Annotated in this window: 28 protein-coding genes and 1 tRNA gene; 22 read left to right on the plus strand and 7 right to left on the minus strand. The window is 71.8% G+C overall.

The window, feature by feature from the left end:
* Window positions 1-17 precede the first annotated feature (17 nt).
* Complete coding sequence (locus OIU81_RS16755; protein ID WP_329148664.1) at window positions 18-362, minus strand: hypothetical protein; 345 nt, start codon at window positions 360-362, stop codon at window positions 18-20.
* A gap of 759 nt (window positions 363-1121) precedes the next feature.
* On the opposite strand from OIU81_RS16755, the gene OIU81_RS16760 reads away from it, so the two are divergent.
* On the plus strand, window positions 1122-1373 hold the full coding sequence (locus OIU81_RS16760) for a hypothetical protein (RefSeq protein WP_006604238.1): 252 nt from the start codon (window positions 1122-1124) through the stop codon (window positions 1371-1373).
* A gap of 11 nt (window positions 1374-1384) precedes the next feature.
* A complete protein-coding gene (locus tag OIU81_RS16765; protein ID WP_329148667.1) occupies window positions 1385-2545 on the plus strand; it encodes a flotillin family protein in 1161 nt (386 codons plus the stop codon).
* 33 nt (window positions 2546-2578) lie between these two features.
* On the opposite strand, the gene OIU81_RS16770 is transcribed toward OIU81_RS16765, so the two are convergent.
* A complete protein-coding gene (locus OIU81_RS16770; RefSeq protein ID WP_329148669.1) occupies window positions 2579-3052 on the minus strand; it encodes a MarR family winged helix-turn-helix transcriptional regulator in 474 nt (157 codons plus the stop codon).
* Between the two features lie 258 nt (window positions 3053-3310).
* Here OIU81_RS16770 and OIU81_RS16775 point away from each other — a divergent pair, with 258 nt between their 5' ends.
* The gene (locus OIU81_RS16775) at window positions 3311-4549 is read left to right on the plus strand and encodes a cytochrome P450 (protein WP_329148671.1); all 1239 of its coding nucleotides are present in this window, start codon (window positions 3311-3313) and stop codon (window positions 4547-4549) included.
* 114 nt (window positions 4550-4663) lie between these two features.
* Window positions 4664-4870: a ferredoxin gene (locus OIU81_RS16780; protein ID WP_329148672.1), complete on the plus strand. Its 207-nt coding sequence runs from the start codon at window positions 4664-4666 to the stop codon at window positions 4868-4870.
* Window positions 4871-4959: 89 nt separating this feature from the next.
* Here the strand turns inward: OIU81_RS16780 and OIU81_RS16785 are convergent, their stop codons facing one another.
* On the minus strand, window positions 4960-5391 hold the full coding sequence (locus OIU81_RS16785) for a nuclear transport factor 2 family protein (RefSeq protein ID WP_329148674.1): 432 nt from the start codon (window positions 5389-5391) through the stop codon (window positions 4960-4962).
* Between the two features lie 134 nt (window positions 5392-5525).
* Here OIU81_RS16785 and OIU81_RS16790 point away from each other — a divergent pair, with 134 nt between their 5' ends.
* Complete coding sequence (locus OIU81_RS16790; protein ID WP_329148676.1) at window positions 5526-6095, plus strand: PadR family transcriptional regulator; 570 nt, start codon at window positions 5526-5528, stop codon at window positions 6093-6095.
* A 176-nt stretch (window positions 6096-6271) separates the two neighbouring features.
* Window positions 6272-6619: a hypothetical protein gene (locus tag OIU81_RS16795; RefSeq protein ID WP_329148678.1), complete on the plus strand. Its 348-nt coding sequence runs from the start codon at window positions 6272-6274 to the stop codon at window positions 6617-6619.
* On the opposite strand, the gene OIU81_RS16800 is transcribed toward OIU81_RS16795, so the two are convergent.
* Window positions 6550-7491, minus strand: a complete 942-nt coding sequence (locus tag OIU81_RS16800; RefSeq protein ID WP_443074000.1) for a helix-turn-helix transcriptional regulator — start codon at window positions 7489-7491, stop codon at window positions 6550-6552. The genes OIU81_RS16795 and OIU81_RS16800 overlap by 70 nt on opposite strands.
* Window positions 7492-7543: 52 nt before the next feature.
* Between OIU81_RS16800 and OIU81_RS16805 the strand changes: the two genes are divergently transcribed.
* The 7 genes from OIU81_RS16805 (at window position 7544) to OIU81_RS16835 (ending at window position 12698) form a co-directional block, all read left to right on the plus strand.
* Window positions 7544-8608 (plus strand): NAD(P)-dependent alcohol dehydrogenase, encoded by a 1065-nt coding sequence (locus tag OIU81_RS16805; RefSeq protein ID WP_329148682.1) that lies wholly within the window; start codon window positions 7544-7546, stop codon window positions 8606-8608.
* A 201-nt stretch (window positions 8609-8809) separates the two neighbouring features.
* Window positions 8810-9319 (plus strand): hypothetical protein, encoded by a 510-nt coding sequence (locus tag OIU81_RS16810; RefSeq protein WP_329148684.1) that lies wholly within the window; start codon window positions 8810-8812, stop codon window positions 9317-9319.
* Between the two features lie 34 nt (window positions 9320-9353).
* Entirely contained in the window at window positions 9354-10058 is a 705-nt protein-coding gene (locus OIU81_RS16815; RefSeq protein WP_329148686.1) for an RNA polymerase sigma factor, read from the plus strand.
* Window positions 10055-10648: a hypothetical protein gene (locus OIU81_RS16820; RefSeq protein ID WP_329148687.1), complete on the plus strand. Its 594-nt coding sequence runs from the start codon at window positions 10055-10057 to the stop codon at window positions 10646-10648. Before OIU81_RS16815 ends, OIU81_RS16820 begins: the two co-directional genes overlap by 4 nt.
* 160 nt (window positions 10649-10808) lie before the next feature.
* On the plus strand, window positions 10809-11414 hold the full coding sequence (locus OIU81_RS16825; protein ID WP_329148689.1) for a DUF4232 domain-containing protein: 606 nt from the start codon (window positions 10809-10811) through the stop codon (window positions 11412-11414).
* 183 nt (window positions 11415-11597) lie between these two features.
* Window positions 11598-11894: a type II toxin-antitoxin system VapB family antitoxin gene (locus OIU81_RS16830; protein WP_030084955.1), complete on the plus strand. Its 297-nt coding sequence runs from the start codon at window positions 11598-11600 to the stop codon at window positions 11892-11894.
* A gap of 156 nt (window positions 11895-12050) precedes the next feature.
* Window positions 12051-12698 carry a LytR C-terminal domain-containing protein gene (locus OIU81_RS16835; RefSeq protein ID WP_329148690.1) on the plus strand — a complete coding sequence of 216 codons (648 nt, stop codon included), beginning with the start codon at window positions 12051-12053 and terminating at the stop codon, window positions 12696-12698.
* A 76-nt stretch (window positions 12699-12774) separates the two neighbouring features.
* On the opposite strand, the gene upp is transcribed toward OIU81_RS16835, so the two are convergent.
* Window positions 12775-13410 carry a uracil phosphoribosyltransferase gene (upp, locus tag OIU81_RS16840; protein ID WP_329148692.1) on the minus strand — a complete coding sequence of 212 codons (636 nt, stop codon included), beginning with the start codon at window positions 13408-13410 and terminating at the stop codon, window positions 12775-12777.
* 175 nt (window positions 13411-13585) lie between these two features.
* Here upp and OIU81_RS16845 point away from each other — a divergent pair, with 175 nt between their 5' ends.
* The 4 genes from OIU81_RS16845 to OIU81_RS16860 all read left to right on the plus strand — a co-directional run bounded on the left by OIU81_RS16845 (window position 13586) and on the right by OIU81_RS16860 (window position 15304).
* The gene (locus OIU81_RS16845; protein ID WP_329155618.1) at window positions 13586-13804 is read left to right on the plus strand and encodes a hypothetical protein; all 219 of its coding nucleotides are present in this window, start codon (window positions 13586-13588) and stop codon (window positions 13802-13804) included.
* A 190-nt stretch (window positions 13805-13994) separates the two neighbouring features.
* Window positions 13995-14567 (plus strand): tRNA adenosine deaminase-associated protein, encoded by a 573-nt coding sequence (locus OIU81_RS16850; RefSeq protein WP_329155187.1) that lies wholly within the window; start codon window positions 13995-13997, stop codon window positions 14565-14567.
* 143 nt (window positions 14568-14710) lie between these two features.
* The gene (tadA, locus tag OIU81_RS16855; protein ID WP_443074147.1) at window positions 14711-15139 is read left to right on the plus strand and encodes a tRNA adenosine(34) deaminase TadA; all 429 of its coding nucleotides are present in this window, start codon (window positions 14711-14713) and stop codon (window positions 15137-15139) included.
* A 78-nt stretch (window positions 15140-15217) separates the two neighbouring features.
* Window positions 15218-15304: transfer RNA gene (locus OIU81_RS16860), tRNA-Ser, on the plus strand.
* Window positions 15305-15410: 106 nt separating this feature from the next.
* Here the strand turns inward: OIU81_RS16860 and OIU81_RS16865 are convergent.
* Together OIU81_RS16865 and OIU81_RS16870 are read right to left on the minus strand one after the other, a co-directional pair.
* Window positions 15411-15878, minus strand: a complete 468-nt coding sequence (locus OIU81_RS16865; RefSeq protein ID WP_329148696.1) for a hypothetical protein — start codon at window positions 15876-15878, stop codon at window positions 15411-15413.
* A gap of 27 nt (window positions 15879-15905) precedes the next feature.
* Window positions 15906-16685, minus strand: a complete 780-nt coding sequence (locus tag OIU81_RS16870; RefSeq protein ID WP_329148698.1) for a DUF2127 domain-containing protein — start codon at window positions 16683-16685, stop codon at window positions 15906-15908.
* A gap of 714 nt (window positions 16686-17399) precedes the next feature.
* Between OIU81_RS16870 and OIU81_RS16875 the strand changes: the two genes are divergently transcribed.
* The 5 genes from OIU81_RS16875 (at window position 17400) to OIU81_RS16895 (ending at window position 21022) form a co-directional block, all read left to right on the plus strand.
* Window positions 17400-17564 carry a hypothetical protein gene (locus OIU81_RS16875; protein ID WP_329148700.1) on the plus strand — a complete coding sequence of 55 codons (165 nt, stop codon included), beginning with the start codon at window positions 17400-17402 and terminating at the stop codon, window positions 17562-17564.
* Between the two features lie 112 nt (window positions 17565-17676).
* Window positions 17677-17970 (plus strand): Dabb family protein, encoded by a 294-nt coding sequence (locus OIU81_RS16880; protein ID WP_329148702.1) that lies wholly within the window; start codon window positions 17677-17679, stop codon window positions 17968-17970.
* Between the two features lie 223 nt (window positions 17971-18193).
* Entirely contained in the window at window positions 18194-19003 is an 810-nt protein-coding gene (locus tag OIU81_RS16885) for an RNA polymerase sigma factor SigF (protein WP_168480565.1), read from the plus strand.
* 198 nt (window positions 19004-19201) lie between these two features.
* Window positions 19202-20038 carry an RNA polymerase sigma factor SigF gene (locus OIU81_RS16890; RefSeq protein WP_329148704.1) on the plus strand — a complete coding sequence of 279 codons (837 nt, stop codon included), beginning with the start codon at window positions 19202-19204 and terminating at the stop codon, window positions 20036-20038.
* 159 nt (window positions 20039-20197) lie between these two features.
* A complete protein-coding gene (locus OIU81_RS16895; RefSeq protein ID WP_329148707.1) occupies window positions 20198-21022 on the plus strand; it encodes a hypothetical protein in 825 nt (274 codons plus the stop codon).
* The last annotated feature ends 114 nt before the right edge of the window (window positions 21023-21136 follow it).

The following is a 21136-nucleotide window of genomic DNA, read 5'->3' on the forward strand; positions in this document are numbered from 1 at the left end:
TCAGCGACCACCTGTGGTCAGCGGGCCAGCCCCGCCTGGGCGAGCGCGCTGCTCACCATGTCGGCGCAGTGGTTCAGCTTGTTCCGGATCTGTACCGTGGCGGCCGGGATCCCGGAGGCGGCGAGTCCGAGGCCGTTGGTCGTGGCCTCCATGACCAGCCGGTCGTCCTGAATGGTCAGATTCATACAGAGTTTGAAGGTGAAGAGTCGGCTCCGGATCTCGCTGCCGCCTTCGCGCACCTCCGCGCTGGTGTTGGTCTGCGGCACCCAGTGGTAGCCGTGCCGCTCCAGCGCCGCGCGGGCGACGCCCAGGGCCTCCTGCGGCGCGGCTCCCGACGTCAGTGTGATCTCTCGATTGCGCACGAACCCTCCGTCTACTGTCAGCTCCGCCTGCGAATTCACTCGTATCACGCGATGCCGCTCTTCGTGCCGGGGCACACATTCCGAGAGTTTTTTCAGGACTCCGCACGAACTTCTGACCTCGAAATCCTGTCTCGAAATCCCGCTCGCGAAATCCTGGTCCCAGAATTCTGTCAACCCGTCATGCACCGCATGCTGCTTACCGGCGGGCAGGAGAAAGTCGCCTGCGGCAGGGGCGTTCGGTGGCACACTCCGGCACCGCGGAGGTCCGGCGTCCGGGGCACCGATCCCGGCTGATCTCACCGCGACCGGAGGCTCTGCACGCCTTCCGGCTCCTTTCGAAGCCTACGATGCGACTCTTAGGTGATTCCCTAAAGCGGGCCGTTGAACAATCCAGGAGAGTGCGGCTTGCCTGGATTGTGTCATTCGCTCTGCACACCTCGCCGACTGCCCAGGCCCTTCGAGGCCCTCGGCCGGCTCTTCCCCCGGCCCTTCCCCGCCACCCGGCACGGAGGGGCCGGTTCCGTATTCCGTCCACCGGGCCGTGGACGACAACGCGTCACCCCGTGAGCAGAACGGGCCTTCCCCTGGACCGACCGGAAAGACCACCCGGAATCCATACCCGCAATTCGTTCCGCTCTCAGCGCGTTTCCGGCGGACGCGCCCGGTGGCCCCAACGCGCCGTGATCCCCCCATAGGCCATCGCCCGCCGGAGCGCTATGGTCGTTTCACCAGGAACGTAACGGGGGAGGGCCGCCGCCGATGGCACAGGACGATGCCGTGATCGGCTGTACGGGAGTGCTGCTGATCGGCACTCGTGGAGCTGCCGGTCCCGGTGAGGTCCTGGTGCGGATCAGGGGCGGCACGGAGGCCTTTCTCGCCTGGTCCGCCGAGCCCCTTCCGGTAGGGGCCACCGTGCTCGTGATCGAGTCCCGTGGCAATCGCCAGGTCGACGTCATGGAGTGGGCGGATCCGTTGGACGCGTTGCCCGGCGATGCCGGCGACGCCGGTTGAGGAGACGAAGGATGTTCGGTTACCGCGTTCCTGCCCCCGATCAAGCGATGCTGATCTCGGGAGGCAGGCGTGGACAGGGGGGCGCGCCGTTCCGAGTGGTCACCGGACACGGCAAATTCGTGCTGCCGGTCTTCCGCAAGGTCCGCTTTCTGACGCTGGCGATGTGCGAGGCGGAGGTCTCGGAGACCTGCGTGACCCGGCAGGGCATCGCGCTGACGGTGCGTGCCGTGATCGCGTTCAAGGTCGGCAACGACACCGAGAGCGTGGTCAACGCCGGCCAGCGGTTCCTGTCCGACCAGGACCAGATGTCGGTCCTGACCGGCCGGATCTTCGCCGGTCATCTGCGGTCCATCATCGGCTCGATGACGGTCGAGGAGATCGTCACCGAACGGCAGAAGCTGGCCACCGAGGTCCTGGAGACCTCCAAGACCGAGATGGCGAAGATCGGTCTGATCGTCGACTCGCTGCAGATCCAGTCGATCGACGACGGCGAGACCGGCTACATCGAGGCGATGTCCGCCCCGCACAAGGCGGCCATCCAGCGGCAGGCGCAGATCGCCCAGGCGCAGGCCACCCAGGCCTCGGCCGAGGCGGAGCAGGAGGCCGTCCGTAATCAGGCGGAGTACTCCCGGCAGACCGCCGTGGTCCAGGCCGAGTACGCCGCCGAGGTGGACCGCGCCAAGGCCCGGTCCGCCCAGGCCGGCCCGCTGGCGCAGGCCCACGCCCAGCAGGAGGTCCTCGCCGCCCGGACCGAGCTGGCCGAGCGCGCGGCCCTGCTGCGTCAGCAGGAGCTGGTGGCCGAGGTCGTCAAGCCCGCCGAGGCGGAGGCCGAGCGCATCCGGCTGCTGGCCCTGGCCGAGGCCGAGCGGATGAAGATCCAGGCCGAGGCCGCCGCGTCGCACGACCGCGTGGCCCTGGACCGGATGCTCATCGACCAGCTCCCGCAGATCGTCAAGGAAGCCTCCGCGGGCCTGGCCAACGCCAACGTCAATGTCCTCAACGGCACCGACGGCCTCGGCGAGATCGCCGCGGGCCTGGTCGGCCAGGGTCTGACCATCCTCGACTCGGTCCGCCGCAACCTCGGGGCCCCCGAGGGACCGGACCACACCGCCGGCCGCAACACCACCACCGGAACGGACAAGGGCCACAACGGCCGCGTCGAGATCGAGTGACACCGGACGGGGTGGGGCCCTGCCCCACCCCGCTCACGCCCGCCCGTGCTTCTCCCGGGCGTGCGCCACCAGATGATTGAGCACGGCGACGGTGGTGGCGATGTCGGCGTCGTCGAAGCCGGCGAGGGCCTCGTGCAGACCGGCCTGGCTGGTCTTCTGCAGACGGTTGAGGATGGCCTTGCCGTGCGGGGTGATCGCCACCTTCCGGGCCCGGCGGTCGAGGGAGTCCGGGGTCCGGGCGACCAGGTCCTGGGATTCCAACTGGCCGATCTGGCGCGTGACATGAGGCGGTTCGACCATCAGCAGGTCGGCCAGATCGCCGACCCGGCTGACGCCTCCGCTGTCCTCCAGGGCCATCAGCAGCCACAGATCGGACCGTGCCGCCGTGACCCCCGCCCGGGCGGCCTGGCGTTCGTGCGCCCGGGAGCGGGTGAGCAGATAGGACAGCGTGGCCAGCACTCTTTGCAGTGCGGCGGTGGGGTCCTGGTCTCTTCCGGGGTCCGGCATGCAGGCACTTTAGCCGTCCGTGGAGGGCCGGAAACCCCGCTGCGCCGACCCTGTCCGGGCCGGGCCTCCGCTCGGTTTGAGCCAACCTCGTACGACTCGCGATCTCCCCTTCCCTCCCCCGTCCGCGGTGAGTTAGCGTTCCCTTAGTTGCTTAACTTAGGTAACTAGTTACCGGTCCGTCCGTCCCTTCAAGGAGTGGCGCCACCCGCACCGTTTGCCACGGCAGTGCCGTGTCCCGTACGTGGAAGGACCAGCCGTATGACGACTGCAGAACGCACCGAGACGGACCCCGGCACCGAGCCGGGCACGCGCCTCCCCTCACTCGGCATTCCGGCCGCACGGGCCGCCGGCTGCCCCTTCGACCCGGCACCCGGCGTCGAACGGGCCCTCCGGGAGGAGCCGGTCACCCGGGCGACACTGTGGGACGGGTCCTCCTGCTGGCTGGTGACCCGGCATCAGGACGTACGGCTGGTGCTCGGCGACCCGCGGTTCAGCGCCGATGCGACCCGCCCCGGGTTTCCGTTCCTCACCGCCGGCGGGCGGGAGATCATCGGCACCGACCCGACCTTCCTCCGCATGGACGACCCCGGGCACGCACGGCTGCGCCGGATGCTCACCGCCGACTTCATGGTGAAGAAGATGGAGGCGATGCGCCCCGAGGTGCAGCGCCTGACCGACGAGCTGCTGGACCGGATGACCGAGGGGCGCACCTCGGCGGACCTGGTGGCCGAATTCGCGCTGCCGCTGCCGTCGTTGGTGATCTGTCTGCTGCTCGGCGTCCCGTACGAGGACCATGAGTTCTTCCAGCAGCACAGCGGGGTGCTGCTCAACCTCCGGTCGACGCGCGAGGAGGTACGGGCCGCGCAGGACGAGCTGGTGGGGTATCTGGTCCGGCTCGCCGAGTCCAAGCGGGACCGGCCGGACGACGCCATCATCAGCCGGCTGGTCGCCCGCGGCGATCTGAACCCGGCGGAAATCGCCGCCATGGGACGGCTGTTGCTGATCGCCGGCCATGAGACCACGGCCAACATGACCGCGCTGTCCACGCTCGCCCTGCTGCGCAACCCCGACCAGCTGGCCCGGCTGCGCGACGATCCCTCGCTGATCAAGGGCGCGGTGGAGGAGCTGCTGCGCTATCTGACGATCGTGCACAACGGCCTGCCCCGGGTCGCCACCGAGGACGTCCGCGTCGGTGACGTCACCATCCGGGCCGGCGAGGGCGTGGTGTGCACCCTCAACACCGCCAACCGCGACGAGGACACCTTCCCCGGGGCCGACGGACTCGATGTCGGCCGCGACGCCCGACGCCATGTGGCCTTCGGCTTCGGCATCCACCAGTGCCTGGGCCAGCCCCTCGCCCGCGTGGAACTGCAGATCGCCCTGGAGACGCTGCTGCGCCGGCTGCCGGGTCTCCGGCTCGGCATCCCCTTCGAGGACGTCCCGTTCCGTCACGACATGGGGATCTACGGGGTGCATGCACTGCCCATCGCGTGGTGAACCGCGCCGCCCCGCCGGCCGGAACCGACCCGCCCCTCCCGGCCATCTGTCCTCCCGTCACCACTCGTCCGCCCCGGCCCCAGGACAGCCGGGCAGTCCGACCAGGAGAGAACCATGCGCGTGCTCATCGACCAGGACAAATGCTGCGGCGCCGGAAGCTGCGTGCTGTCCGCGCCCGACGTCTTCGACCAGCGTGACGAGGACGGCATCGTCGTCCTGCTGAACGCCGAACCGCCCGCCGCACTGCACGAAGCGGTCGAGGAAGCGGCGGCGATCTGCCCGGCCGCCGCGATCTCGGTGGAGCAGACCGAGCGGGTCTGATGCTCCCCGCCGGATGCGCGGGCGGGCCGGTGCGCGGGCCCGCCCGCGGTCCGCGCTCCGGTCGGCGGTGCGCGGCCCGCGGGCGCGGCCTACGGCCGCGGCACCAGCCCGTCCTCGACCAGTCCGGCCAGCACCGCCTCGCCCAGTGCCTGCACCGCGGACTGCGGCCGCACCATCACCGTGAACTCCTTGATCCGGCCCGCCTCGTCGAACTGCAGCAGATCGATGCCGTGGATCTGCTTGCCGCGCACGGTGGCCCGGAAGACCAGGATCGTCGACTCGGCGGAGCCGCCGTCCGCGCCCGCCGCCGTCTGGGCGCTGCCCGCCAGCTCGCCGACGTAGTGGAAGTCCTCGAAGGTGCGCAGCAGCACCCCGAACAGCCCGAGCACCATCGGCCGTCCCTCGAACGGGGTGAACTTCACCGGGCTGTAGAGGCGGACGTCCTCGGTGAACAGCTCGTCCAGCGCGCCCAGTTCCCGTGCCTGAACCGCCGCCTTGAAGCGGTCCGCGGTCGTCCCCATGAGCTTCCTCCTCGCCTCGGCCGGGCAGCGAACCGGCCGGGACCGGATGTGGTCCCGGCGCCTCGGCCCTGCGCTCCCATAGTCACGACTATGATTAGTCATATTCTTGAGTATGGGAAGGGGTGGCCGGGGAGATGGCTCTCAAGCACGCGGTGCTGGCGGCGCTGCTCGACGGCGAGTACAGCGGCTATCAGCTGGCCAAGGCGTTCGACGTCGGCCTCGCCAACTTCTGGCACGCCCTGCCGCAGCAGCTCTACGCGGAGCTGACCAGGCTGGAGGCGGAGGGGCTGGTCGCCGGGCGTCAGGTGGTCCAGGAAACCCGGCCCAACAAGCGGCTGTTCCAGGTCACCGACGAGGGCCTGGCCGAGCTGGAGCGGTTCGCGGCGGCCGCGTCCCGGCCGTCCTTCATCCGCGACGATCTGCTGGTCAAGGTGCAGGCCGTGGACCACATCGACGCCGCACCCGTGATCGGGCAGCTCACCGAGCGGGCCCGGATGGCCGCCGCCAAGGTCGAGATCTTCGAGCAGCTGCTGACCCGGCTGCGCGGCGGCGCGGACGAGGCGGAGTTCCTGGCCCACGGGGCGCGGATCGGCCCGTATCTGACCTGCCTGCGCGGCCTGGGCTTCGAGCGTCAGACCCGCGACTGGTGCGAGCGGATCGCCGGCGTCCTGCGGGCGCGCAGCGGCGCACCACACCGCCCCTGAAGGCCCGGCGAGCCTCGGCCGGGATCCCGGGGAGGGCCCGCCACCGGGATCCCGGCCGATCCGAACAACAACCGAGCGAGCGTCCCGCCGGAACTCCTTCGTGTGACAACGGACATCACGGGTCGTATGCCTGGGCACCACACATTCCGCACGGAAACGGAATGAAAGGACCTCCCATGCGTCTTCGTCACACCGCCGCCACCGCCGTCAGCGCCCTCGCCCTGGCACTGGCCCTGCCGGCCTCCTCGGCCGGCGCGTCCACCGGCCCCTTCACCTACGTGTACAACGACGGGGACGGCACCCCGCGCGTGAGCCTGCTGTCCGATCCGCCGAGCCGGGCCTGTCTCGCGCTGCCCGAAGTGACCGATCCGAACGTCCTGCCCGCGCACTCCCCGAAGAACTACACCTCGTCCGTCGCCACCGTCTTCACCGGCCCCGACTGCACCGGGAATTACTACACGCTCCGGCCCAACGGCGGTCGCGCCTCCGAGCTGCTGAAGCTCCGCTCGGTGGTCTTCTCCTGAGCCGACGCCAGCAGCCGGAGCCCCTCGGCCGACCGCGACCCCGGTTCCGCGTGGTAGGTGATCACCTGCTGGCCGGGGTCGGCGGGCAGCGTCAGGGTCTCGTACGCCAGGGTGAGCCGGCCGGCCAGCGGATGGCGCAGGACCTTGACGCCGAAGCCCTTGTCCTGCACCTCGTGCGCGGCCCACAGCAGCCGGAACTCCGGGCTCTTGAGGGAGAGTTGGCCGATCAGCGCGGCCAGCGCGGGATCGTCCGGGTGGCGGCCCGCATCGCGCCGCAGAAAGCCGACCACATCGGCGGCCTTGGCGTCCCAGTTCTCGTACAGCGCCCGCGCCGCCGGGTCCAGGAACACATGCCAGGCCAGATTGCACTCCTCGCGCGGCAGCGCGGCGAGGTCACCGAGCAGGACGCGGGCGAGCCGGTTCCAGCCGAGGATGTCCAGCCGCCGCCCGATGACGTAGGCGGGGACCTGCTCCATCGCGTCGATCAGCTGCTGCAGCGCGGGGCGGACCCGCTGCGGCCGGGCGGCCGGGCGGATCCGCCGGGAGACCGGGCGGGCGAGATGGGTGAGGTGGTCGCGCTCGGCGGGGGTCAGCCGCAGGGCGTCGCCGAGGGCGTCCAGCACCGCGGACGAGACATTGTGGCCGCGGCCCTGTTCGAGGCGGATGTAGTACGCGACACTCATCCCGGCCAGCTGCGCCAGCTCCTCGCGGCGCAGCCCCGGCACCCGGCGCAGCCCGCCGTGCTCCGGCAGTCCGACGTCCCGCGGCCGCAGCCGGGCCCGCCGGGAGCGCAGGAACTCGCCGAGTCCGGTGCGCGGATCCGGCGCCGCGGGCGGCTGGGTGGTTCCGTCAGTAGTAGGCACGCCATGCATAGGTTCAAGGGTGCACTGGTTCCACCAAGCGGAGCGACGCATTCTCGGTGGCATGACCCACACCTCTGTCGCTGCTGTCTCGGCGTATGCCGCCCCCGCCCCGAAGGCCCCGCTGGAGCGGATCACGATTCCGCGCCGCGAGCTGGGTGCCCACGACATCCTCATCGACATCAAGTACGCCGGAATCTGCCACTCCGACATCCACACCGTGCGCGCCGAGTGGGGCGACGGCGGGAACTTCCCGATCGTCCCCGGCCATGAGATCGCCGGTGTGGTCGCCGAGGTCGGCGCCGAGGTCACCCGCTACCGGCAGGGCGACCGGGTCGGCGTCGGCTGCTTCGTCGACTCCTGCCGCGAGTGCGAGAACTGCCGCGCCGGACTGCAGCAGTACTGCACCGGCGAGCTCGGCAATGTCGGCACGTACAACGCGACCGGCCGGGACGGCGAGCCCACCTACGGCGGCTACTCCACCCACCTCGTGATCGACGAGAACTACGCACTGCGCATACCCGAGAGCATTCCGCTGGACGCCGCCGCCCCGCTGCTGTGCGCCGGGATCACCCTCTACTCGCCGCTCGCCCACTGGAAGGCCGGCCCCGGCCGCAAGGTCGCCGTCGTCGGTCTGGGCGGTCTCGGCCACATGGGCGTGAAGATCGCGCATGCGATGGGCGCGGAGGTCACCGTGCTGAGCCAGTCGCTGCGCAAGAAGGACGACGGGCTGCGGCTGGGCGCCGACCACTACTACGCGACGTCCGACCCGGCCACGTTCGAGCAGCTGGCCGGCACCTTCGATCTCATCGTCAACACCGTCTCGGCCAACCTCGACCTGAACGCCTACCTCGGACTGCTGCGCACCGACGGCACCCTGGTGCAGCTCGGCGCCCCGGAGAGCCCGCTGCCGGTCGCGCCGTTCGCCCTGATCCCGCAGCGCAAGTCGATCGCCGGCTCGATGATCGGCGGCATCCCCGAGACCCAGGAGATGCTCGACTTCTGCGGTGAGCACGGGCTGACCGCCGACATCGAGGTGATCAGCGCGGACCGGATCAACGAGGCCTACGAGCGGGTGCTGGCCAGCGATGTCCGCTACCGCTTCGTGATCGACGCGTCCACGATCTGAGCACCCACCTCACTGGACGACCCCCCTTGTACGGCCCCGCCCGGGGCGGGGCCGTACAAGGGGGTCCGTCCCGGGCGGGGCCGTACGACAGCCGGGAAGTTTTTCCGCCGCCCTCGGCAACCCCGGCCCCGGCCGCACGTCGTCACGGGTGAGGGCGCCTCCCCGGGCGCCACCCCGTCGACGAACGTGGAGCAGCCGACCGTGAAGTCCCTCCGTACCCCCCGCACCGCCGCCGGTTCCCGGCCGTCCGCCGTCCGCCCCCTGCCCCGCGGCGCGGCCGGCGCCGGACTGCTCGCGGCGCTCGCGCTGGCCACGCTGTCGGCGGCCGCCCCCGCGCACGCCGACGCGCCGCAGCCGCGGCCCTCGTACGCCGGCCAGGCGTCCGCGTCGCCCACCCCGCCGCCGGGCGGGAACAGCGCGACGCCTTCCCCGGCCACCAGCGCCACCCCCGGCGCCACCGCACCCCCGCGGCCCAGCGCCTCCCCCACCTCCCCGGGCCCGCGGCCGACCAGCACCGAGGCCCACCCCGGCACCCCGACCGCCCCGCCCACCCCCGCCGCTTCCGCCCCCGCCCAGGGCGGCGGCAAGGACCGCGAACTCGCCCGCACCGGGGCCTCGTCCACCACCACCATGGCGCTCGGCGGCACCGCCGCCGCCCTGATCGCCGCGGGCGGCGGCACCGTCTACGCGCTCCATCGCCGGCGCGGCTGAACCCCGTGCCCGGCCGCCGCGTCCCGAGGAAGTGATGGAGTTCTCCGCCGGTCCGCACCTCGCCCCGGTACGGTTCGCCGTGCCGGGGCCCCGGCCTGCCCTGTGGCGGTGGCTGCTGCGCACCGTCCGCCCGGCGGCCGCCCACCGCGACACCCCGCACGCCGGACGCCCGCCCGGGTGCGCGGCGGACGGCGAACTGCCCGGCGGCGGCGTCCGGTTGTCGGGCGGCACCACCACCGTGCCGCCCGACCCGCCGCCGACGATCAGCGAGCTGTACCACGCCCACCGGCTGACCATGGTCCGGCTGGCCGTGCTGCTCGTGGACGACCGGGCCACCGCGGAGGACGTCGTCCAGGACGCGTTCGCCGCGCTCTACAAGCGCCACGGCGAACAGCTCGGCGAGGTCGACAACGCCCTCGCCTATCTGCGCACCGCGGTCGTCAACGCCGCCCGCTCCGTACTTCGGCGCCGGCGCACCGCGCGCAACTACACCCCGCCGTACGAGGCCGACGCCCCGTCCGCCGAGGAGCGCATCGTGCTGGACGAGGAGCACCGGGAGGTGTTCGCCGCGCTGAGCGGACTGACCGCCCGCCGCCGGGAGGTCCTCGTCCTGCGCTACTGGGGCGAGCTGACGGAGGCGCAGATCGCGGCGACGCTGGGCATCAGCCGCGGCTCGGTGAAGTCCCTCGCCAGCCGCGCTCTGGACTCGCTGGAGAAGATCTTGGAGGCGCGGTCATGAACGGCCCCGGCACGGGCCCCGTCCCCGACGGCACCGCCCCGCACGGCCCCGTGGAGGAACGGCTGCGACAGGCCCTGGCGGCCCGTGCCGAGAGCATCGGCATCCGGGACCTGCGGCCCGCCGCACCGCCCGGGCCGCACCTGCGCCGCGGCCGGCTGTCCGTCCTGCGGCGGCCCTGGCTGCGCCGGTTCGGCCTGCCGCTGGCCGCCGCGGCCGCGGCCGCCGCCATCGCGGTGGGCCTCCTGGTGACCGCCCCCGACGGCCCGCCGGACCGGCCGCTGCCCGCCCGGCCGCCGAGCCCCGTGAGCCCCGCGCCCTCCACCGGCTCCGACCGGCCGTCGGCTCCGGAGCCCTCCCCGACCAGGCCGCCGGCCACCCCCCACCACAGCACCGGCCCCTCCGGCGCACCCCCCGGCACCGCACGGCCGCACCGTCCGGGCACCGCCACGGCCGGGGCGACCGCACAGCCGGGCGACGGCAGCACCGGTACCCCCGGGCCGCCCTCCACACCCCCGCCGGCCACTCCCACCCCGGAGGGCACCAGTACCGCGGGACACCCTGCCTCTCCCTCAACTCAGGCCGTACATTGAGTGATTGATGCATACTCCATCGATCCGGCCACCACCCCCCGCACCAGGACCACGACAGCCCGCGGCCACCCGGCACCGGCCTGCGTTAGCCGCGCGTTAGCGGATCGCCAGCACCCACGTCGAAGGTCGTGTTCACGCCACCGTCCCGGGGGAGCTCCCTATGCCGTTCACCGCCACCACCAGCCGGGCCGTCACCGCGGGTCTCCTCGTCGCCGCCGCGCTGGCACTGGCCACGGCCTGCCACGGCTACGACGACCGGGCCGACGGCCCCGTCACCGCCGTCTCACCGGCCCCCGAACACCCCTCCACGGGAGACGGCCGGATTCCGCCCCCCGCCCCCGGCCGACCGCCGGCCTGCACCCCCGAGATGCTCAAGTTCCACGCCGGCGCGATGCCGCGACGGAACCACCGGATGCTGCTGACCGTCACCAACATCTCCGACCGGACCTGCGACTTCGCCGCCCAGCGCTACCCCCTGCTGCGGTTCGGCGACGGCCGGCGGCCCGCCCTCCCGGTGATCGCCGGCAGCCGTCCGTTCTTCCCGGTCGCCCTGAAGCCCGACGCCACCGCCTACGCCATGGTCGTCACCCGCAACGGCGGAGGGGGCGGCCCGGGGCACCACCGGATCTCCCAGTTCGGCGTCGCGCTGGCCGCCCGCACCGCCCCCGTCCAGGTCGGCCTGGACGGCGCCCCGGTCCGGGTCGACCCGCGCACCGCCACCGTCACGTACTGGCAGCCGAGCCGGGCGGCCGCCCGTCAGTGGTGACCCAGGGGTGCGCGGCGCGGGCCGGGGAGCCGCCCACCGGGCGGCGCGGTAGGCCGTTCGGGTCGCTTCCGGCCATATCCTCCGGGTCGCCGCTCCCCAATGATCCAAATTTGCCACCAATGATCCTTTTGCACTGCTGCGGCATGGCTGCGCCCGGTGCCGCTCGCCCGGTAGGCTTTCCGTGTGATCTTCAAGCGCATCGGAAACGGCCGGCCGTACCCGGACCACGGCCGGGAGAGCACCCGCCAGTGGGCGGACGTCGCCCCGCGCCCGGTACGCCTCGACCAGTTGGTGACGACCAAGCAGCAGCTCGATCTCGAGACGCTGCTCGCCGAGGACTCGACGTTCTACGGCGACCTCTTCGCGCATGTCGTGAAGTGGGAGGGCGACCTCTATCTGGAGGACGGGCTGCACCGCGCGGTGCGCGCGGCCCTGCAGCAGCGCCAGGTGCTGCACGCCCGCGTGCTCGAGCTCGGCTGACCCGCCGCACCCCGCCGCCCAACAGGCCGGAAATCCCCCCTTACCGCCCGGCGGCACCCAAGTCACCCTGTCCGTATTGACCCTTTTGGGTTGGGTCTCGCGCCACGCGTTGATCATCTAGTAGGCACGGACGGCCACCCGCACTACGCTGCGCCCATGAGCATGCTGACGCCCCCGGGCATGGGCGGGAAGTACCGCATCACGGGCGACAGGTATCCGCGGATGCGCCGCCCCCGCCACCGCCGACGGATCGTCCTCACCCTCGCCGCCACGGCCTGCGCCCTCGGCCTGGCCGCCTGGGGTTCCCTGCAGCTCATCGACGTGTTCGGCGGCCGGTCCAACACCGCCCACGCCGCCCCGGGTGAGCGGCACTGCGCCGAGAGCGCCAAGGCCGGGACGGCACAGGCCCACAACGCCGCCCGCAAACTGCCCGCGCCCGGCACCCTGACCGTCAATGTCTTCAACGCCACCCCGCGCTCCGGGCTCGCCAAGCGCACCGCGGACGAGCTCGAGAAGCGCGGCTTCAAGATCGGCAAGGTGGGCAACGCCCCCGCCGCCTACGACAAGAAGGTCAAGGGCACCGGGATACTGCTCGGCCCCGCGGCCGCGCTCCAGGGCCCGATGAAGGTGCTCTCCACCCAGCTCGCCGGCGCGCAGCAGAAGACCGACACCCGCAAGGGCGCCGACCTCGACCTGATCATCGGTGACACCTTCAAGAACCTCACCGCCCAGCAGGACGCCGCGAAGTCCCTGGCCCTGCTGACCCATCCGTCCCCGGCCCCCTCGGACGACGCCAAGTGCTGACCGCACACGGACGGGCCCCGCACCACGCGTGGTGCGGGGCCCGGACAGTTAATCGGGTGAGCAGGGCGCGGTGGGCTCAGCCGGCCGTGCCGTACATGCGGTCGCCCGCGTCGCCCAGGCCCGGCACGATGTAACGGGCCTCGTTGAGCCGCTCGTCGACCGCCGCGGTGACCACCGTCACCGGCGTACCGGCCAGCTCCTTCTCCATGACCGCCACGCCCTCCGGCGCGGCCAGCAGGCAGATCGCGGTGACATCGTCCGCACCGCGCTTGATCAGCTCACGGATCGCCGCGACCAGCGTGCCGCCGGTGGCGAGCATCGGGTCGACGACGTACACCTGACGGCCCGAGAGATCATCGGGCATCCGCGTGGCGTAGGTGTGCGCCTCGTACGTCTCCTCGTTGCGGACCATGCCCATGAAGCCGACCTCGGCGGTGGGCAGCAGCCGGACCATGCCCTCCAGCATGCCCAGACCGGCCCGCAGGATCGGTACGACCAGGGGGCGCGGGTGCGACATCCGCACACCGGTGGTCGCCGTCACCGGGGTCTCGATGTCGACCCGCTCGGTGCGCACATCACGGGTGGCCTCGTAGGCGAGCAGGGTGACCAGCTCATCGGCGAGCCGCCGGAAAGTCGGGGAGTCGGTGCGCTTGTCGCGCAGCGTGGTGAGTTTGTGCGCCACCAGCGGGTGGTCGACGACGTGGATCCGCATGACATCGACAGTAACCGAGCCGGAAGGCCCCGGCGCCCGCCGTGCGGTGCCCGGCCGACCGGCGCAACCGCGGCACATTGCGGGCATCAAACCACCGAAAGGAGGGAAAGTGGGCACGTACGCCCGATCGGCTGTCCTGTCAGAGGGCGAGGATTCCGCCCGAGGTGGTGTGCGTGTGCTCGACCGCAATCGGACCGACGACTCGAACGACACCGTCCCCGGCGGTCAGGACCTGGCCCCGGACGACGGGACGGAAGCGGCGCGCCGACGGCGCCGTGCCCAATTTCTGCGGGAACTGCACGAGGCCAAGGAGCTGCGCGACCGCGTCCAGCCGCGCCGCGCACGGGCCGAACGCATGCGTCAGGCCGTGCGGATGCGTACATTCCGCTGGTAGCGGAACACCCCCGCGCACCCGTCTGCGCTGCGGCACGTGAGCGACATCTCTCACAACCTCCGCACGACGCAGCACCGAAGACCCCGCGCGGCGGCGTTGTTTCTGCCACGATTCCGAAAGGGGCGGGACCAACGGCGTGCAGCGCCGCCCCGCCCGGCCCGGCACGCCTATGACCAGTGGGAGAGTCACGGTGTACTTCGCCGCACTGCTCGCGCGCACCGAAGACGGGTGGGAAGCGAGCGATACGGAGCTCGACGATGTGGAGACGCTGACCGATCTGGCCGATCTGGCCCGAGAGGCGGCGGTCGACGACGACACGGTGGTGGCCTTCATCGAGCAGGAGGACGCCTGGTTCGGCGTCATCCGGGTGGACGGGGAGGACGACCCGCGGGTCTTCCTCTCCAACGCCGCCGCCGCCGCCAAAAGCTCGTACGGCGCGATGCTGACCGACGAGCTGCTCGGCCGCGAGGAGGACGACGCGGCCGACGACCTGGACAGCCTCGACCTGGACGGCACGGAGGACGGCGAACCCGACCCCGGCCCCGACCCCGACCCCGACCCCGACCCCGACGACAACGCAGCCGACGACACCCTGGACGTGGTGAACGGCTCGGACGGCCCGCCCCGCGGTCCGCTCGGTGACGCCGCCCTGCTGGCCGACCTGGGGGTCAGCGAGCAGGAACTGCTGGCCCTGGACGGCGATGCGCTGAGCACCATCGCCGACTCGCTGGGCTGCACGGAAGTCCTCGAAGCCGTGCGCTGAGCGGCCCCGGCCGGGCCCCCGCCCCCCAGGGGCGGGTCCGGCCCCCCGGTCACGTCCCCGACACTGGGGGCATGACCGTCCCCCCTTCCGCCTCTCCCCCCTCCCCCGCGCCCGACCCGCTGCGCGATCCGTGGATCGCACCGATGCGGCAGGCGCTGGGCGAGGCCGCCCGCGCCCCCGGGACCGGTGACGTCCCGGTGGGCGCCGTGGTGCTGTCCGCGGACGGCACGGTCCTCGGCACCGGCCACAACGCACGCGAGGCCACCGGCGACCCGACCGCGCACGCCGAGGTCCTTGCGCTGCGCGCGGCGGCCCGCAGCGCCGGGCAGTGGCGGCTGACCGGCTGCACGCTCGTCGTCACCCTCGAACCGTGCACGATGTGCGCGGGCGCGATCGTGCTCTCCCGGGTCGACCGGGTCGTCTACGGCGCCCGCGATGCCAAGGCGGGCGCGGCCGGTTCCCTCTGGGACGTCGTCCGTGACCGCCGTCTCAACCACCGCCCCGAGGTCATCACCGGTGTCCTCGAAGCCGAGTGCGCCGGCCTGCTCACGGCCTTCTTCCGCGAGCGCTGAGCGCGCCCCGGTTCCCCCTCGGCCGCGTCCCGGAATCCGATTTCGGCGCACGGCCACCCGTGGGCTAAGCTCTCTCTCGGTAGCGTGTCCGAGCGGCCGAAGGAGCGCGCCTCGAAAGCGCGTGAGGGGGCAACTCCTCCGTGGGTTCAAATCCCACCGCTACCGCTCAAGGCGAAGGCCCCGATCCTCAGGATCGGGGCCTTTGTCATGCCCGGGAGCCGGCCGCCCCGGGCCGCCGGGCGGTTGCCGCGGCGGCCGGGGCGGACCCGCCCTAGGCGTTGCGGCGGTTGCGGCCCGCGCGGCGGAAGAAGCGCACGATCAGCCAGATCACCAGGATCACGACGACGAGGAAGAGGACGAAGAGCACGACCAGGAAGATGCCGAGCTTCTTGAAGAAGCCGCCCTTCTTCTTGGCCTTCGACTTCCACTTCGACTTCTTGACCTTGAAGGCCGAGGTGAGCTGCGCGGAGTGCCGGTGGGCGGTGGCGGACCGCGCGGGGGCGGCCGCGGGCCGTACCGAGGCGCCGTGGCCGTGGCTCGGGGCGCTCGCGGTGGTCACCACCCGTGCGGTGTCGGGCGCGCCGCGGCCGGCCGCCGTTGCCGGGGCGACGGCCGCCGCCAGCAGGCCGGCCAGCAGCGCCAGCACGACGGCCGGCCGCCGCAGCAGCGTGCGCGGGTGGGCGGGCCGGGCGTGCGCGCGGGACGAATCGGGCCGGGACGGTGCGGAGTTCATGGACATGGTGTGGTTCCCCCTGGGGTCGATCGTTCAGCCATTATGGGCGGCGGCGGGCACTCCGGCCGAGGTCTCGACCTCCAGCAGGGAGGCGCTGTGCCGCTCCGCCTCGAAGGCCGCGTGGCCGCCGCGCAGCCCGAACAGCCGCTTGGTGACCGCAATGTAGAGCACCGCGAGGATGTTGATCACCAGCGTGGCGATCTTGAGCCAGCTGACCTTCTCGGTCAGCTCATAGATCTCCAGTGGCAGGAAGGCCGCCGTGGCGACCACCGTCAGATACTCCGCCCACCGCTTGGCACGCCACAGACCGACGCCCTCGACGATCTCCACGAGGGCGTAGACCAGCAGCAGCACGGCCACCAGCACCAAAGTGGAGTGCCGGTAGCCGAAGGTCTTCTGGATGGTGCCGACGACCGGCGAGTGGTCCAGGTCGTAGTGGAAGTGGCGGGCCACCGGGCGGAGCACGGCGATGTACTCGTCGAAGAACTGGCGGACCGCGTCCTTGCGGTTGCTGAACTGCCATACGCCGACCGCGGCCAGCACGATGAACACCCCGCGCACCGCCCGCTCGACCGCCAGGAAGCGCAGGATGAACAGATCGCGCAGCACCTTGCCGCGCGGAACCAGCGGGGCGTCGGCGGCCGGGCCGGAGCCGTGCGGGTCGCCGAGGACGAAGTCGCCGCAGCGCAGACAGCGCCAGGCCTCGCCGAGGGCGGTGGCGGCGTGCAGCCTCTCCCGGAGGTGCTCCTCGTGCGGGAGGTAGGTGATGTGCCCGCGGCGTGCGCAGGTACGCCGGTCCCAGTCGATCTTCATCGTTGGAGCCCGTGTTCCTTTCTGGTCCCACGCGGCCCCACGCCGCGGCGCGGCGCGCTGCCGCGCTCCGTTGTGTCGCGTACATGATGCATCGCGGGCCCGTCCGGACACGTGAGGCGGAGCACCCGGGACATCCGAGTCGTACGGAGTGCAGGACGCGGCGGCGCTTCCTCTTGGTTGCGCTCGTGGGGGATCGGTGCGTCACACCGGCCACGGGCGCCCGGTACGGCACGCGGCCGCCGGCCGCCGACGGCGCACGACAAAGCCCCGCCTCGGGGCCGTGTCCAGGCCCCCGGTGATCTCCGGGGGCGGCGCCGAGGCGGGGCTTGGGTCGAGCGGGGGGAGCGGCGTCGACAGACGGCCGCTCCCCCCGATGCGGACGAACCCCCAAGTCCGCGCCGCCGTCCGGGGACGGTCGGCGTGGACCCCGCAGTGAGGTCCGGTCCCGGGCCCCCTGGATTCCTGCCAGATCCAGCGGACCACGCTGCCCATGGTGCCGCCGGGAACCGCCTCAACAGGCAGGCGAAGGGCCCCCTTTGGTGGGCCTTTGGTCCATAAAATCCGGATCAGTGGCAGATGCCGGATCGTGCGACCGGTCCGGTGCCCGCCCCGCGGGCCCGGCTCCCTGGATCGAACACGTGTGGTTACACTCGCCCGACTGCAGAAGGGAACTGCAGACACTGCCGTAGGGGACTGCGTAGGGGAGTCGGGCTGATGGCGCAGGCCAAGAAGATCGTGCTGTACCTGCTGATCGTCTTCGTGCTGTACACGATCATCACCTCCCCCAAGCGGGCCGCCGACCTGGTCCAGATAGGCTTCGAGGGCATCTCGTCCGCCGCTCAGGGTGTGGGCCAGTTCATGACCCAGCTGGTCAGCTAGGCCGCGTCCGGCCGGCGGCGCCGAAGCCGCCCGGCGACCCGCCCCGCGATCGGCCGGCACCCGGCCCGGCCGTACCGGTCCGGCCGCACCCCGCCCGCCCTCGGAGGCCCCTGTGATCCGCCACCTGGTCCTGTTCAAGCTCAATGACGGTGTCTCCCGCGACGAGGAACGCGTGCAGGCCGGCGTCCGTGCGTTCGCGGCGCTGGAGGGCGAGATTCCGGAGCTGACGTTCTGGGAGTACGCCTGGAACATCACCGACCGCCCGATCGCCCACGACTTCGCGATCAATTCGGCCGTGGCCGACAAGGACGCCCTCCAGCGCTACCTGGAGCATCCGGCCCATCAGGCAGCCGCCGCACAGTGGCGTGAATTCGCCACCTGGGTGATCGCCGACTACGAATTCTGAGCCGCGGCACCCCCGCTTCCGGCACCGCCGAGCCCCTCGCCCCTCACGGGCGGGGGGCTTCGCCGTACCCCCGGGCGCCCACCGCCGCCCACCGGCCCCCCGGATGCCCCGCACCCACCCCAACTCTCAGTTCAACACGGCGTTATGGGGTGCTTGCACACAGTGCACATGTCTTGTGATGCTATGACCGCTTTTGCCGGATACATGCACTGTGAAGGGTGGCGTGACCGTGACGGCCCGTACTGCGCCCAAGGCTCCATCCCGCGAGAGCCGAAGCGCGGACACGCGGGCACTCACACAGGTGCTGTTCGCCGAGCTGACGGACCTCGACCCCGGCACCCCGGAGCACACCCGGGTCCGCGCCGCGCTGATCGAGGCCAATCTTCCGCTGGTCCGCTATGCCGCGGCCCGCTTCCGCAGCCGCAACGAACCCATGGAAGACGTCATCCAGGTCGGCACCATCGGCCTGATCAACGCGATCGACCGCTTCGATCCGGACCGGGGCGTCCAGTTCCCCACCTTCGCGATGCCCACCGTCGTCGGCGAGATCAAACGCTACTTTCGAGACAATGTCCGCACGGTCCATGTGCCGCGCCGCCTCCACGAACTGTGGGTGCAGGTCAACGGCGCGACCGAGGACCTGACGGTGCTGCACGGCCGCTCCCCCACCACCGCCGAGATCGCCGAGCGCCTCAAGATCGGCGAGGACGAGGTGCTGGCCTGCCTGGAGGCCGGCCGCTCGTATCACGCCACCTCGCTGGAGGCCGCCCAGGAAGGCGACGGCCTGCCCGGACTGCTCGACCGCCTCGGCTACGAGGACCCGGAGCTGGCCGGGGTCGAGCACCGCGACCTCGTACGGCACCTCCTCGTCCAGCTTCCCGAGCGCGAGCAGCGGATCCTCCTGCTGCGTTACTACAGCAATCTGACGCAGTCCCAGATCAGTGCGGAGCTGGGGGTGTCGCAGATGCATGTCTCACGGCTACTGTCGCGGAGCTTCGCCCGGCTGCGATCCGCAAACAGGATCGACGCCTAACCGGGACGGGCGACCCGTCCCGCACAGCCTGCGCAGATATGTCGACATGGCGCTACAGCGTGTTGCCGACATGTGACATTCTGCAGGAACCGCGTTTGCCGTAGCGCTGCCTCCGGTATTCAGGTGGAGGTATCCCTCCCCGGTCCACCCCGGCCCGGGGACGCCGCAGCGACCCGTCCGCGACCTCAAGGGGGTGGCATGTCCGTAGAACTGGGCAGCTCAAAGGTGCTTTCCGTGATTCCCGCGCCCGCACCGCACGTGCATGACGACGACGCCATCAACACCCGCACGCTCTCCCGCTCCCTGTTCCTGCGGCTCGCCTCGCTCGACAAGGACTGCGCGGAGCGCACCTACGTCCGCGACACGCTCATCGAGCTGAACCTCCCGCTCGTGCGTTACGCGGCCGCCCGCTTCCGCAGCCGCAATGAGCCGATGGAGGACATCGTCCAGGTCGGCACGATCGGCCTGATCAAGGCGATCGACCGTTTCGACTGCGAACGCGGCGTGGAATTCCCGACGTTCGCGATGCCGACGGTGGTCGGTGAGATCAAGCGGTTCTTCCGTGACACCTCGTGGTCCGTGCGGGTCCCGCGCCGGCTCCAGGAGCTGCGCCTGGCCCTCACCAAGGCCAGCGACGAGCTCTCCCAGAAGCTGGACCGCTCCCCGACCGTCCCCGAACTCGCCCTGTGCCTGGGAGTGTCGGAGGAGGACGTGGTCGACGGCCTGGCCGTCGGCAATGCCTACACCGCCTCCTCGCTCGACTCCCCCTCCCCCGAGGACGACGGCGGCGAGGGCTCCCTCGCGGACCGCCTCGGCTACGAGGACAGCGCGCTGGAGGGCGTGGAGTACCGCGAGTCCCTCAAGCCCCTGCTGGCCAAACTCCCGGCCCGCGAGCGCCAGATCATCATGCTGCGCTTCTTCGCCAACATGACGCAGTCCCAGATCGGCGAGGAGGTCGGCATCTCCCAGATGCATGTCTCCCGGCTGCTGACCCGCACCCTGGCGCAGCTGCGCGAGGGCCTGATCTCCGACTGAGGAACGGTCCGCCGAGGGGCCGTACGGCGCTCCGTGCCGCTCGGCGGACAGTTACAGAGGACCGGAGGCCGCGGGACGTGGCGCCCACGGCGCCCGCCCGTTCGAGAGCCGTGCGTCCGCCCTCTGTACACCTGACACTCCGTCAGCAACACTGGCCCGATGCGACGGACGACTGCTGCCCGTGCCTCTGCGGCCGTGCTGTGTCTGGGTGTTCTGCTCACCGGCTGCGGAAGCGCGGCCGGGCAGGGCTATGCCGCGGTGGGCGCGGCAGACCCCGCCGACGGCCATCCGCCGGCCACGCCCGTACCGCCCCGGGACGGTGTCGCACTGACGCCGCTGGACGGCGACGACGGCGGACACGACAGCGGACACGACAGCGGAGACAGCGGTCACGGCAGCGACGCCGGTACGCACTCCGGACGCCCCGGCGCGAGCACCTCTTCCCGCCCCGGCTCCGGCCCCGGCGAGGCGGCCGGTGACGCCGCCACCCCCGGCGGTCCCGGCGCCCGCACCACGCCCTCCCCCGGGAAACCTGCCGGCCAGGGCGGTGGAAGCGCTCCCTCCACACCGTCGGCCACCCCCAACTCGCCCACGCCGCCGCACGGTTCCCGTCCGCCGGCGCACGGTTCACCCTCCCCCGAGCCGCCCTCCCCCACCATGCCGCCCGGTCCGGGCGCCCCCGCCGGCCTCCTGATCGGCAGGCCCCGCCTCGCCGATACCGATGTCCGCTGGTGCGAGAAGGTCACCCTCGACTTCCTCAACACCGGCGACCGGCCCGTCACCGCCGGGACCGTCACGTTCGGCACGCACATCATCGGCGCCCTCGGCATCGACTGGGCCACGGTCACCTCTACCCACAAACTGCCGCTGCCGCTCGCCCCGGGCCGGAAGAAGTCCGGCAGCTGGCGGGTGTGTGTGGACGGCTGGCGGGTGCCGGCGGGCATGCACCTCGACACCAGGGACGTGGCCTTCAGCTGGAAGTAGCGCGAAGCGGGGGCCGCCCCCGCTCACTCGCGCAAGCTCCCCTCCCCCGAAAGCCTTGGATGTTCCTTCCTGGATAGCGATGAGTTCCGAGGGGTGCGACGGTCTGAAGAGGCA

It is taken from the genome of Streptomyces sp. NBC_01454 (assembly GCF_036227565.1).
Classification (GTDB): domain Bacteria; phylum Actinomycetota; class Actinomycetes; order Streptomycetales; family Streptomycetaceae; genus Streptomyces.

Excerpts from the sequence above, each read along its gene's own strand:
- OIU81_RS16825 (WP_329148689.1), top strand. The coding sequence starts at position 10,809 with ATGCCGTTCACCGCCACCACCAGCCGGGCCGTCACCGCGGGTCTCCTC.
- OIU81_RS16875 (WP_329148700.1), top strand. The coding sequence starts at position 17,400 with ATGGCGCAGGCCAAGAAGATCGTGCTGTACCTGCTGATCGTCTTCGTG.
- OIU81_RS16895 (WP_329148707.1), top strand. The coding sequence starts at position 20,198 with ATGCGACGGACGACTGCTGCCCGTGCCTCTGCGGCCGTGCTGTGTCTG.
- upp (WP_329148692.1), bottom strand. The coding sequence starts at position 13,410 with ATGCGGATCCACGTCGTCGACCACCCGCTGGTGGCGCACAAACTCACC.
- OIU81_RS16790 (WP_329148676.1), top strand. The coding sequence starts at position 5,526 with ATGGCTCTCAAGCACGCGGTGCTGGCGGCGCTGCTCGACGGCGAGTAC.
- OIU81_RS16800 (WP_443074000.1), bottom strand. The coding sequence starts at position 7,491 with ATGCATGGCGTGCCTACTACTGACGGAACCACCCAGCCGCCCGCGGCG.
- OIU81_RS16795 (WP_329148678.1), top strand. The coding sequence starts at position 6,272 with ATGCGTCTTCGTCACACCGCCGCCACCGCCGTCAGCGCCCTCGCCCTG.
- OIU81_RS16820 (WP_329148687.1), top strand. The coding sequence starts at position 10,055 with ATGAACGGCCCCGGCACGGGCCCCGTCCCCGACGGCACCGCCCCGCAC.
- OIU81_RS16785 (WP_329148674.1), bottom strand. The coding sequence starts at position 5,391 with ATGGGGACGACCGCGGACCGCTTCAAGGCGGCGGTTCAGGCACGGGAA.
- OIU81_RS16835 (WP_329148690.1), top strand. The coding sequence starts at position 12,051 with ATGAGCATGCTGACGCCCCCGGGCATGGGCGGGAAGTACCGCATCACG.
- OIU81_RS16870 (WP_329148698.1), bottom strand. The coding sequence starts at position 16,685 with ATGAAGATCGACTGGGACCGGCGTACCTGCGCACGCCGCGGGCACATC.
- OIU81_RS16865 (WP_329148696.1), bottom strand. The coding sequence starts at position 15,878 with ATGTCCATGAACTCCGCACCGTCCCGGCCCGATTCGTCCCGCGCGCAC.
- OIU81_RS16815 (WP_329148686.1), top strand. The coding sequence starts at position 9,354 with ATGGAGTTCTCCGCCGGTCCGCACCTCGCCCCGGTACGGTTCGCCGTG.
- OIU81_RS16760 (WP_006604238.1), top strand. The coding sequence starts at position 1,122 with ATGGCACAGGACGATGCCGTGATCGGCTGTACGGGAGTGCTGCTGATC.
- OIU81_RS16890 (WP_329148704.1), top strand. The coding sequence starts at position 19,202 with ATGTCCGTAGAACTGGGCAGCTCAAAGGTGCTTTCCGTGATTCCCGCG.
- OIU81_RS16775 (WP_329148671.1), top strand. The coding sequence starts at position 3,311 with ATGACGACTGCAGAACGCACCGAGACGGACCCCGGCACCGAGCCGGGC.
- OIU81_RS16780 (WP_329148672.1), top strand. The coding sequence starts at position 4,664 with ATGCGCGTGCTCATCGACCAGGACAAATGCTGCGGCGCCGGAAGCTGC.
- OIU81_RS16770 (WP_329148669.1), bottom strand. The coding sequence starts at position 3,052 with ATGCCGGACCCCGGAAGAGACCAGGACCCCACCGCCGCACTGCAAAGA.
- OIU81_RS16765 (WP_329148667.1), top strand. The coding sequence starts at position 1,385 with ATGTTCGGTTACCGCGTTCCTGCCCCCGATCAAGCGATGCTGATCTCG.
- tadA (WP_443074147.1), top strand. The coding sequence starts at position 14,711 with ATGCGGCAGGCGCTGGGCGAGGCCGCCCGCGCCCCCGGGACCGGTGAC.
- OIU81_RS16805 (WP_329148682.1), top strand. The coding sequence starts at position 7,544 with ATGACCCACACCTCTGTCGCTGCTGTCTCGGCGTATGCCGCCCCCGCC.